The following is an 11115-nucleotide window of genomic DNA, read 5'->3' as shown; positions in this document are numbered from 1 at the left end:
TCTAAAAATAAGTCTGGTCAATGAATATTCAAAAAATTAGAAATAATTAAATTCTTAATAATTATCATTTTAAGTTGAGACTTTTGAAAATACTCTACCTATCTGTCTGATGAAAATTTACTTTAGTCAATCTTTACAGAAATGAAATAAAAAGCACCCCCAAAGAAAGATATGAAAACATCTAACTCTAGGAGTACTGCTCAGTTTTGAGCCTTTTTATTCATCAAAAAATCCGGATAAGTCCAAGCCTCCGAAGGGGTTGGTGGAGAAGTTCTCTTGTTCTTCAAGGAGGGTGCGTCCTTGATCAAATTCGAGGAATTGTTGGTAGACAAGAGCTGTCATGCGGGCGTCTTCTAGGCTATCGTGCGATCTTCCTGCGACTCCTAGAAATGCTGCAACGGTGTGGAGTTGGAGATTTTTAATGCCATGAAGGTCAGATGGACGACGTTCGAAAGCCTCGTCAAAGACATCGACAGCGTACTGGTCTTCTAGATCCAAGCCATTTTCAAGCAGGATGGGAAGGTCGCTTTTTTTGGCGTTGTATCCGATCAAGGGCCGGTCTCCAACGAAGGCCTTGAATTCGCTTAGGACCTGCTCTAGTTGTGGAGCATTTTGGATCTTGTCCTGGGTTATGCCAGTGAGGCCGTTAATAAAGCTTTTTAGAGGCTTATCGGTGTAGACGTAGGAGTCGTAGTGGTCGACTTCTTTACCGTCCGTGAAACGCACGGCAGACACCTGGATGATCTGATAGGCACCTTCGTATTGGTTAAATTCGAGATCGAAGGCGATATAATCTTCTATTGCTTTCATGGAAAATCTCCTGTGGTAGAAAAGAAAAGGGACTGGTAGGATCCAGCCCCAGATTATCGACGGAAAACGCGTGCCCAGAAACCTTTGCTTTCTTGCTCTTGAACTTTTTCATTGGCTTGTTCGAGTTCAAGTTTCAAGGTGTCGCGGTCATTCATTGCTTGTAAAGTCAATTGTTGTTGTTGGTCCAATTGCTTGTCTTTTTCAGCAATTTGAACGTCTTTCACGCGCAACTGTTCATCTTTCTTAGCGAGTTGCTCGTCTTTGGCTTTGAGTTGCTCGTAAAGACGGACGATTTCAGCATTTTTTTCATCCACTAAAATTTCCATCAATTCGCGTTGCTTCACATCATCGCTGACTGGCTCATCTTCAAAAATAGTTTTTTTGTAGATTTCTTCGAGCTTGATCAAGCCACTACGGGTTACAACGGTAACCCCTTTTTCGTTTTTTTGTGTATCTTCTGGAGCCAGCGCCTTGACACGGTTATTGACCGCCTGGCGGCTGACTCCTAAAATTTCAGCAATTTCGCTGACAGTTTTTTCAATCGCCATAACTTCCTCTAATATCTTTTTCTATGAAATACTCTATTAGATAGTAACATAAGTAGGCTAAGCTGTCAAATGAAGCCGAGTAAGGGCAAGCCTTGAGACCACGATTAGCGGGTCTCTGTCATTTCAGGAAGATGGAGGCTGGATTGTGCTAAATCAATGGTCAGTTGGTAATCGGTTTGATCGCGCACAGTGATTTCAAAGTCCGTTGTGTAAAGGACCAGGCGAAGGGTCGCTCCTTTTTCGAGCTTGTAGATGGTTGGTTGAAGATCAAAGTCAAATTCCATCCACTCGCCTGGCGTCACAGCCTCAACCTCTAAGAGGTCATGACGATTTTGGAGGTTGAGATAACCTTTAGAAATGACTCGTTGGCCAGCTTCTTTGAAAGGCAACTCAGTCAAATTGTCTAGCATATGGTAGCGACCGTTATCCAGCGTACGGACCGACAAGACAGCAGGATAGGGTTGGAGGTATTTCTTGCTTCCAAGCTCTAAGAGTTGGGCTGAAAGCAGGCCTTTATTGGTGCTGGAGTAAAGTCGCAGGTGAAGGCGAGCTTTCCCATTGAGGTGTAGGTCTTCTTCGATTGGAAGATCAATGGTCACCTGTTGCGCCTTATCCTGGTAGAGGTCCGTTAAGAAGGTCGGATAAGCCTTGCCATAGCGCTCGTAATCTTCCGTCGCATAGCGGTTTTGGATGACTTTTTCACCGTCTCCGAGTAGGAAGGTCCGCTGATTTGTTTGGTTGCCAAAATCATCCAAGGAAGTCCAACTTTGTTCTCCTGTATTGTCCTGCCAGATGACAGTAGGCAATTCATAGCTTGAATCGTAGCCCAGCAATTTTTTAGAGAGGAGGGCGTTCATGCTTTCGCGGAAGTCAATGGATTGCCAGTTGTTGAGATAGACATGGGCACCATTGTGATAGAAGAGGTGTTTCTTGATGCTTGTTGGAAGAGCCTGGAACATATTAAAGACGTGAAGAGGTTTCACGTTCCAGTCTTGCGAACCATGAGTGAAGACCACCTCAGCCTTCACCTGATCAGCATGTAAGAGATAATTGCGGTCGTGCCAGAATTGATTGTAGTCTCCAGAAGCGCGGTCCAGCTCTTTTTTCACGATGTCTAGATCGGCTTGGTGGGCTGCATTATGGTGCAAATAGTCTCCACCTAGAAGGTTGCGCGAGTAGGTCAATTCGGCAAGGGAATCGAAATCTTCACCTGGATAGCCACCAGGACTTGTCACGAGGCCGTTTTCGCGGTAGTAGTTGTACCAAGAAGAGATCCCAGCCTCTGCAATGATGACTTCAAGACCGTCCACACCTGTGGTCGCAAGGCCGTTAGACATGGTTCCAAGGTAAGAGATCCCGGTGGTTGCGACCTTTCCATTAGACCAATCAGCTTTGACTTGGCGTTTGCGTGTGTGATCTGTAAAGGCCCGGCAACGGCCATTGAGCCAGTCGATAACGTTCTTGTAGGCTTCGATTTGTTGGTAATTTCCATTGGTCATCAAGCCTTGCGAATCTTTTGTCCCCACTCCAGATACGTAGAGATTAGCGTAGCCGCGTGGAAGGAGGTAGTCGTTGAGGGTATAGCTGGAATTGATATGGGTGAGAGTTTCTTCAGCTTCATCGACTAGCTCAGCTGAACCGACAGGATCCACCAATTCTAATTGAGGTACTTCTACTTGAATGGTATGAGGTTCTTTGACCTCGAGGTCGACATTCATATTGTAGAGGGCCTTGTCGCTGGCCTTATCGTTGGTCCCTTGGTGATAAGGACTTGCGGTCATAACAGCTGGAATCTTGCCTTCATAGCGAGGACGGATAATGCTGACCTTGACCAAGTCTGGCAGACCATCTTTGTCGGTATCGACCCGACTTTCCACATAGACGACCTCGCGGATGGCATCATGGCTCGTAAAGGTTGCGAGGCTCTTGCCGTTAAAATAGTGATACTGGTTATCTTCAGGAATCAAGCCATCGCTGACCAACTGATCGATGAGTAAATTTCCTTTTACTGTTCGAGTATTGAGAAGGTGATAGAGGTTTTCTACCAAGTTTCCATACTCAATCGGAAATTGGACTTCTTTCAAGAAGCTATCCGTATCTTCAAAATCAATAAAATAGCGGAAACCGAGTAATTGGAGGGCTACTGTGTAAAAAATGTTCGGAGACCATTCGCAGTCAGATTGGATATACGTTAAAAAGTCTGTTTTAGAATCCACCACTAGGTTAGAGAGGGGATAATCTGTATCTTTATAGGTGAAGTAAACCTTGCGGACAAACCATTCAAACAGTTCTTTTTCTGGGAGGTGGGTGGGAAGGTCAAACCCAATTTCTTTTAGTTCCTTAAGAATGTCTTTTTGGTCAACAGATAGATAGCTATATTGATTGTATTTCATAGACTGCTCCTTTTATCAGTTTCTTTTTTCTTTACTTCTTATATTATACTTGATAAAATAGTATTTGTCTAAAGACCTTTCGTCTATAAGGAGAAGGAATATTGAAAAAAATATCTTTTGAACAAGTTGCAAGAAGACGGACCTTATTGTTTGGGGTTCTTGCCGTCATTTTTGGGATTCTCATTTTTCGAAACGGCGTTGGTTTCACCAAATTTTCCTTGGATCTATTAGCCATTTACTTTTTAGTTGATGGACTAGGAAGCTTTCTTCTTCGCTTTTTGTTACGTAGCAAGTCTATTTCCTATAGCCACTCTATTTGGTTTATTTTTCTTTCACTTGCGTTGATCTGGTTGAATCGACTGAGTAGTCTGCCCGTAAACTTAGTTGTGATTTGTTTAGGGGCATATCAGTTGGGGAGTGCCATTGTCTATGGGATCACATTTTGGCTTTATAAGGCCAATCGGGTAAAAGGAGGCTGGCTCTATTTATGGGATGCGCTTTTAAACGGTGGGCTTGGTCTAGCAACTGTCTTGGAACCTGGTTCAGATGGGCACTTCCAATTTATCCTCTTGGGGGCTTATCTGGTCTTGTTGGGGATTTCTAATATTCGAGATGGTATTTTATTTGACAAAGACCAACAAGGCCAAGAGTTAAAACGTCGCTTTCGTATTAGCCTACCGGTTATCTTTGCAGCCTTTATCCCTGCTAAGGAGTTAAAACGGTTTAACCAGTTTCTTCAAAAAGGGAGCTCGGCGGGACACACAGGCCCTTATCGATTGGTGAAAAAAGAAGAAGAGGCAAGGGAATTAGAAATTTTGGTTCATACTTCTGACAGCAACTTATTTGGAGCGATTGGGCATGTAGATATTTGTTATCAGGGGAAGGTCATTTCTTACGGAAGTTACGATCCCTTTTCAGAGCGTCTATTTGGGACGATTGGGGATGGCGTACTGTTTAAAGTGGATAAGGAACCATACATCGAACTATGTAAAAAAGAGAGTCAAAAGACGCTGTTTGGCTACAGCCTATCCCTTACCGAAGAAGAGAATCAGGCAGTAGAGAAGCGTCTAGCTGAAATTGATCAGTTGTTAGAACCTTGGGATCCACCTAGGAGGTTACTGGAAGACGGTCAGCCGACCTACGCTTACAAATTGAAATATGATTTAGGGGCTGAGCTATATAAATTTACTTCTTCGCGTTTTAAATCTTACTTTGTTCTGTCTACTAATTGCTGCCTGTTAGCAGATTCCATTGTGGGACAGGCAGGAACGGCTGTATTAGATGTGCGTGGAGTGATTGCACCAGGGACCTATCAGGATTACTTAGAATACGAATTTGAAGCTCCAAACGGGCGGGTCCATACACGAACAGTATACTAAAAAAAGAAAGACAGATTTTTATTTTTGAAAAATCTGTCTTTTTTGCACAAGATTTCTTGTAAAAAGCCAGAAAATCTTTTACAATAAAAAGTGCTTGGAGGAAAGTATGACAGCAAATCAGATCGTAAGAGTGATCCCAGTCTTGAAAGTGAATAACCGAAATGTCAATCAACGCTTTTATGAAGAGACATTGGGAATGAAAGTATTAGTGGAAGAAGGAGCTCTCCTGTCTTTAGGAGATGCCTCAAAAGTAGAAAAAATCGTCTTAGAAGAGTCACCGAGTATGCGTTCGCGTAAGGTCGAAGGTCCAAAGAAATTGGGTCGCATCGTGGTGAAAGTGGCACAAGCTCAAGAAATTGATTATTTGTTGGCCCGCCAGCCAGAGACAAGCGCCCTTTACCAAGGAGCTAATGGTCGCGCCTTTGAAGTTGTGTCTCCTCAAGGAGATACCATTTTCGTGCATGCGGAAGAAAATCTTGAAAGCCTAGAACCTTTGGAGAAAGCGCCTCTTGTTGAGCTTCCAGAAGATTTCAAAGGTTTGACCAGCTTTGATGTGGACTTTCTTGAGGTCAATGTGGCCGATCTTGCTGAGGCTGAGAAGTTCTATAGCAACTTGCCAGCTTTGGCCCACTTTATCCATTTACAAGAAGCCCAAGGAAAAGATCTCCAAGTTGAGAACAAGGTTACTTGGGATTTGAGCATGATCAAGGTCGAATTGGCATCTTTTGATGTGGAAGACTTGAAAGAAAGCTTAGGAGAAACTGTCGATTTTGTGCACCGTAAGGGAACTTTCTTGATTGCCAAGGATCCAAGCCAGATCGAACTCTGGTTTGAAGCCAATCAAGATCAGGTCCATATTTCTTATGAAGAATAAGAATGGAGTGATGAGCGTGAATGCAATCATCGAAAAAATTACCGAACAAATCCAAGAAGGCATCTATCCAGGTGCCTCTCTTGCGCTTTACCGCGATGGTCAGTGGAGTGAGCACTATCTGGGACTAGCGGATCCTGAAAAAGGAGAGCCAGTAGTGGCTGACCTGGTCTATGATTTGGCTAGTGTCAGTAAGGTCGTCGGAGTTGCTACCATCTGTGCCTTTTTGTATGCGAAAGGGGAGCTTGCGCTTGATCGCCCCTTTAAAGAGCTTTACCCGCGTTTTGCTCATGAGAAGACGACCATCCGGGAACTCTTGACCCATACTTCTGGGCTCGATCCTTTTATCCCCAACCGGGATCAATTGGATGCGAGACAGTTGAAAACAGCTCTTGAAAATTTGCAGTTAAAAGAAGACAAGAGTTTTCATTACACCGACGTCAATTTTCTTCTGCTGGGCTTTTGGTTAGAAGACAGGTTTCGCCAGCCCTTGGATCGCTTATTTGAAGAGCTGATTTTTACACCTTGGAAGATGACGGAGACACGGTTTGGACCGGTCGAAAAGGCGGTGCCAACGGTCCGTGGAGTGGCTTCTGGAAGTGTTCATGATCCCAAAGCGAGAGTATTGGGTCGTCATGCGGGAAGTGCTGGACTTTTTTCAACTGTTGCTGATCTAGAGCGCTTCTTAGAGCGTTATCTGAAGGAGGATTTTGCGCGTGACTTGTCTCAGAATTTTGCGCGTGAAGAGGGCAAGACCCGCGCTCTCGGATGGAATCTAGAGGGGGACTGGTTAGATCATACGGGCTATACTGGAACCTTCATCATGTACAATCGAAAGAGGCAGGAAGCGGTGATCTTTTTGTCCAACCGGACCTATGAGAAGGACGAACGGGCCCAATGGATCCTCGACCGCAACTCTTTGATGGACTTGATCAAACAAGAATTTGAAAAATAGAAATGGAAGGCTAGGATGATGGATCCTGGCCTTTTACGGTCTGTCAGATAGAACTCAACTCCGTCTTAGGTTGGATTTCCTTCAAAAGCATCGCTTTTTTGGCTGATTTATATTAAAATAGTAATGACCTTAATAGAGCGAGATGAATATGAACAAAGAGATAGGCGTCGGAAGGGCGCATAGTAAAATTATCTTAATTGGAGAGCATGCGGTGGTCTATGGTTATCCGGCTATTGCGCTGCCACTCCATCATATCGAAGTGATCTGCCAGATCATCCCGGCAGACAGTCCATGGGTTTTGTTTGAAGACGACACCTTGTCCATGGCGGTTTTTGCGTCTCTTGAGCACCTCGGGATTCGTGAGGCCCGGATTCGCTGCCGGATTCAGTCTATGGTACCGGAAAAACGGGGGATGGGGTCCTCTGCGGCGGTCAGTATCGCAGCTATTCGTGCAGTTTTTGACTATTATCAAGAGGAGCTGGATGATGAGACCTTAGAAATCCTGGTCAATCGAGCAGAAACCATTGCCCATATGAATCCAAGCGGGCTCGATGCCAAGACTTGTTTGAGTGATCAAGCCATTAAATTCATCCGGAATGTCGGCTTTTACCCGCTAGAGCTGGGTATAAAAGCGAGCTTGGTGATTGCGGATACGGGAATTCACGGCAATACCCGTGAGGCGATTCAAAAGGTTGAAGCCAGGGGGCAGGAAGTTTTGTCCCATTTCCATGAGATTGGTCAGTTGACCCAGCAGGTGGAAGAGGCTCTGAAAATGAATGATCTAACGAACCTAGGACAGGCTTTGACTACTTGCCATGAGCACTTGAGAGCCGTCGGTGTCAGCTGTGAAAAAGCAGACCATCTGGTCGCCGTTGCCCTTGAAAATGGGGCCTTAGGCGCTAAAATGAGCGGAGGCGGTCTTGGTGGCTGTGTGATTGCCCTCGTCAAGGATTCTCGTGAAGCAGCAACCATTGCCCATGCATTAGAAAAAGAAGGAGCGCACCATACATGGATCGAAAACCTGTAAAGGCTAAGTCCTATGCCAATATCGCGATTATCAAATACTGGGGAAAAGAAGATGCCAAACAGATGGTCCCTTCGACCAGTTCGATTTCGTTGACCTTAGAAAATATGTATACAGAGACCAGTCTCTCTCCCTTACCAGCAGATGCGACTGCGCATGAATTTTACATCGATGGGGATTTCCAAAATCCAGCTGAGCAAGCCAAAATTGGAGCTGTGATTGATGGCTTGAAGCCAGCAAATGAAGCGGGATTTGTTCGAGTGGATACCAGCAACAACATGCCAACCGCAGCAGGCTTGTCCTCTAGCTCGAGTGGGCTCTCTGCTCTCGTCAAGGCTTGCAATCAGTACTATGATTTGGGCTTGAGCCAGGAGGAATTAGCTCAAAAAGCCAAGTTTGCTTCGGGTTCCTCTTCACGGTCTTTCTTTGGCCCTTTAGTGGCCTGGGACAAAGAAAGTGGAGAGATTTATAAGGTTAAAACAGACCTGAAACTGGCTATGATCATGCTGGTTCTCAATGACAAGCAAAAGCCCGTTTCCAGCCGGGAAGGGATGAAACGCTGCATGGAGACTTCGACTAATTTCAAAGAATGGATCGAAGAGTCTAGACAAGATTATAAGGATATGCTGGACTATCTAGCTGGCAATAATTTTGAACAGGTCGGTCAGCTGACAGAGCGCAATGCCCTTGCTATGCATGCGACGACTAGAACAGCCACTCCAGCCTTTAGCTACTTGACAGAAGAAAGCCACAAAGCTATGGACTTTGTCCGTGAGCTTCGCGCAGCAGGCCATGCTTGTTACTTTACCATGGATGCAGGGCCAAATGTTAAAGTCCTCTGTTTAGAAGAAGACTTGGATCAGCTGGTGCCTTTATTTGATGCCCGCTATCGGACCATCGTATCTAAGACAAAGGACCCTCAAGATGAAGACTAAGTATCAGGTACAGACTGGAGGCAAGCTCTATCTAGCTGGAGAATACGCGGTGCTAACACCTGGTTATGGAGCTGTGATTCAGTTTATTCCTATTTATCTATCAGCTACCATCCAAGAATCTAGAAGCTATCAGCTAGCCTCAGATCTCTTTGGTTACCAGGTGGATTTGACCCCAAATAAGGACTACGCCTTGATTCAAGAGACCATTCAGCTCATGGAAGAGTGGCTGAAAGATCAGGGGATAGCCCCTAAACCCTTTGATCTTCACCTTAGAGGAACACTGGGCGAAGAGGGGAAAAAGTATGGGATTGGTTCCAGCGGAAGTGTGGTCTTGCTCGTGATCAAGGCCATGGCTGCTCTGTATGAGTTAGACCTACATCCGGATCTGCTCTTTCGACTAGCAGCAGTGGTCTTGGTGCAAAGAGGGGACAATGGTTCCATGGGCGATTTGGCTTGTATCGCTTACGAGGACTTGATTTATTACCAATCCTTTGATCGGGCTTGGTTGCATGAAGTCTTGACTTCTCAGCCTCTTTCACAAGTTTTAGTCCTGGATTGGGACTACCAGATATGCTCGATCCAGCCAGCCATCTCTTATGATTTTCTGGTTGGTTGGACCAAGGAACCAGCGATTTCAAGTGATTTGATCCGCCAGGTCAAGGGAGCGATCAAGGAAGAATTTCTTCAGGAGAGCCAGAGCGCAGTGAAGAATCTTGAAAAAGGCCTCCGTGAAGGGAACCAAAAGGACATTAAGACCAGTATCAAACGCGCCGATAAGAACCTAAAGTCTTTGAACCCTTTGATCTATACCCCAGCTCTAAAAGAGCTACAAGAATCGACAGAGGACCTTTTTGCCTGTGCCAAATCCAGTGGTGCTGGAGGAGGCGACTGTGGGATCGCCCTTAGTTTTGATCCAGTTGAGACTCAGATCTTGATAAAGCGCTGGAAGAAAAAGAATATTGAAGTCATTTACCAAGAAAGGATGGGAGATTCGTGAGCGAAAATCGAAAAGACCAGCATATTCGTTATGCCTTGGAGCAAAGCTCCTCCTATAATAGCTTTGATGAGATCGAGCTGATTCACCGATCCCTCCCCCTTGTGGATCTAGCGGAGATTGATTTGACAACCCATTTCGCAGGGCGTGATTGGGAGTTTCCTTTTTACATCAATGCCATGACAGGCGGGAGTAAACGAGCCAAAGAGATCAATCAAAAGTTGGCAGCAGTAGCCGAAGCCTGTGGGCTTCTCTTTGTGACTGGCTCTTACAGCGCAGGGCTGAAGGATCCGAACGATCAATCGTATGCGGTCAAAAAAGACCATCCTCATCTTCTTTTAGCAACCAACATTGGCATCGATAAAGAGCCAGATCTGGGCTTGCGAACAGTGGAAGAGCTACAACCTCTCTTTCTTCAAGTCCATGTGAATCTGATGCAAGAGTTGCTCATGCCTGAAGGGGAGCGGAGTTTCCACACTTGGAAAGACCATCTCAAGAGCTATGGGCAGGGCTTTCCAGTACCTGTAGTCCTGAAGGAAGTCGGCTTTGGTATGGATCCCAAAACAGTTCAGGCTGCGCTAGATGCTGGGATCAAAACCGTCGATATTTCTGGTCGTGGTGGAACTAGTTTTGCCTATATTGAGAATCGTCGTGGTGGCAATCGCGCTTATCTGGATGATTGGGGACAATCAACTGCGCAGTGTCTCTTACAGTTACAGGATCAGATGGATCAGGTTGAGGTCCTCGCAAGTGGGGGCATCCGTCATCCTCTTGATATGGTCAAGGCCTTGGTCCTTGGAGCACGTGGCGTAGGACTTTCCCGCGTTTTTCTTGAGATGGTAGAGACTAAGAGTATTGAAGAAGTAATCGCCATTGTCCAAGGCTGGAAAGAAGACCTCAGATTGCTCCTTTGTGCGCTCGGTTGTCAGAACCTGAAAGAGGTCCGTGAAGTCGACTATCTCCTCTATGGAAAATTATGGCAAGCTCAGCAACAGAAAAAATGAAGAAAAATCATTTTAGAAACTTTCCTTAGGTGAGTACGGACGTCAGCGAACTTCTACGAAGTTCCATGACTTAGTTTTGAACCTAAGGTTTCAAAACTCCCGAGTGCCTGAAACAAAAACGTTTCAGGCACTTTTCTCACGGCGGAAAGTTTTCGTATATTATGATTCATTTTGAAAATTAGAACTCTTTTATAGTTCTTTG

At 45.2% G+C, this 11115-nt stretch carries 10 protein-coding genes; 7 read left to right on the top strand and 3 right to left on the bottom strand.

Features of this window, described 5'->3' with window-relative positions; genetic code table 11:
• Positions 1-216: 216 nt before the first annotated feature.
• The 3 genes from HMPREF2893_RS07440 to HMPREF2893_RS07430 form a co-directional block, all read right to left on the bottom strand.
• The gene (locus HMPREF2893_RS07440; protein WP_070675428.1) at positions 217-810 is read right to left on the bottom strand and encodes a 3'-5' exonuclease; all 594 of its coding nucleotides are present in this window, start codon (positions 808-810) and stop codon (positions 217-219) included.
• Positions 811-863: 53 nt separating this feature from the next.
• Positions 864-1358 carry a DUF536 domain-containing protein gene (locus HMPREF2893_RS07435; RefSeq protein WP_003008835.1) on the bottom strand — a complete coding sequence of 165 codons (495 nt, stop codon included), beginning with the start codon at positions 1356-1358 and terminating at the stop codon, positions 864-866.
• A 104-nt stretch (positions 1359-1462) separates the two neighbouring features.
• On the bottom strand, positions 1463-3751 hold the full coding sequence (locus HMPREF2893_RS07430) for a Xaa-Pro dipeptidyl-peptidase (protein ID WP_070675426.1): 2289 nt from the start codon (positions 3749-3751) through the stop codon (positions 1463-1465).
• A 101-nt stretch (positions 3752-3852) separates the two neighbouring features.
• Between HMPREF2893_RS07430 and HMPREF2893_RS07425 the strand changes: the two genes are divergently transcribed.
• The 7 genes from HMPREF2893_RS07425 to fni all read left to right on the top strand — a co-directional run bounded on the left by HMPREF2893_RS07425 (position 3853) and on the right by fni (position 10913).
• Positions 3853-5130: an HdeD family acid-resistance protein gene (locus HMPREF2893_RS07425; RefSeq protein WP_023919173.1), complete on the top strand. Its 1278-nt coding sequence runs from the start codon at positions 3853-3855 to the stop codon at positions 5128-5130.
• Between the two features lie 106 nt (positions 5131-5236).
• Positions 5237-6004, top strand: coding sequence for a CppA N-terminal domain-containing protein (locus tag HMPREF2893_RS07420; RefSeq protein WP_070675424.1), 768 nt, complete (start codon positions 5237-5239; stop codon positions 6002-6004).
• Between the two features lie 10 nt (positions 6005-6014).
• Positions 6015-6956, top strand: coding sequence for a serine hydrolase domain-containing protein (locus HMPREF2893_RS07415; protein WP_070675421.1), 942 nt, complete (start codon positions 6015-6017; stop codon positions 6954-6956).
• A gap of 148 nt (positions 6957-7104) precedes the next feature.
• Entirely contained in the window at positions 7105-7983 is an 879-nt protein-coding gene (gene mvk, locus HMPREF2893_RS07410; protein ID WP_070675439.1) for a mevalonate kinase, read from the top strand.
• Positions 7965-8915 (top strand): diphosphomevalonate decarboxylase, encoded by a 951-nt coding sequence (gene mvaD / locus HMPREF2893_RS07405; protein ID WP_070675414.1) that lies wholly within the window; start codon positions 7965-7967, stop codon positions 8913-8915. Before mvk ends, mvaD begins: the two co-directional genes overlap by 19 nt.
• Positions 8905-9912, top strand: coding sequence for a phosphomevalonate kinase (locus HMPREF2893_RS07400; RefSeq protein ID WP_070675412.1), 1008 nt, complete (start codon positions 8905-8907; stop codon positions 9910-9912). The genes mvaD and HMPREF2893_RS07400 overlap by 11 nt, the downstream gene beginning before the upstream one ends.
• On the top strand, positions 9909-10913 hold the full coding sequence (gene fni, locus HMPREF2893_RS07395) for a type 2 isopentenyl-diphosphate Delta-isomerase (RefSeq protein ID WP_070449390.1): 1005 nt from the start codon (positions 9909-9911) through the stop codon (positions 10911-10913). Before HMPREF2893_RS07400 ends, fni begins: the two co-directional genes overlap by 4 nt.
• Positions 10914-11115 lie beyond the last annotated feature (202 nt).

Source organism: Streptococcus sp. HMSC072C09 (assembly GCF_001813105.1).
In the GTDB taxonomy this organism is placed as follows: domain Bacteria; phylum Bacillota; class Bacilli; order Lactobacillales; family Streptococcaceae; genus Streptococcus.
This window is presented reverse-complemented; position numbering and strand designations above follow the sequence as displayed.

Bases quoted from the DNA above. Each gene is read 5' to 3' on its own strand.
- HMPREF2893_RS07440 (WP_070675428.1), bottom strand. From the start codon at position 810: ATGAAAGCAATAGAAGATTATATCGCCTTCGATCTCGAATTTAACCAA.
- HMPREF2893_RS07435 (WP_003008835.1), bottom strand. From the start codon at position 1,358: ATGGCGATTGAAAAAACTGTCAGCGAAATTGCTGAAATTTTAGGAGTC.
- HMPREF2893_RS07430 (WP_070675426.1), bottom strand. From the start codon at position 3,751: ATGAAATACAATCAATATAGCTATCTATCTGTTGACCAAAAAGACATT.
- HMPREF2893_RS07420 (WP_070675424.1), top strand. From the start codon at position 5,237: ATGACAGCAAATCAGATCGTAAGAGTGATCCCAGTCTTGAAAGTGAAT.
- HMPREF2893_RS07415 (WP_070675421.1), top strand. From the start codon at position 6,015: ATGAGCGTGAATGCAATCATCGAAAAAATTACCGAACAAATCCAAGAA.
- mvk (WP_070675439.1), top strand. From the start codon at position 7,105: ATGAACAAAGAGATAGGCGTCGGAAGGGCGCATAGTAAAATTATCTTA.
- mvaD (WP_070675414.1), top strand. From the start codon at position 7,965: ATGGATCGAAAACCTGTAAAGGCTAAGTCCTATGCCAATATCGCGATT.
- HMPREF2893_RS07400 (WP_070675412.1), top strand. From the start codon at position 8,905: ATGAAGACTAAGTATCAGGTACAGACTGGAGGCAAGCTCTATCTAGCT.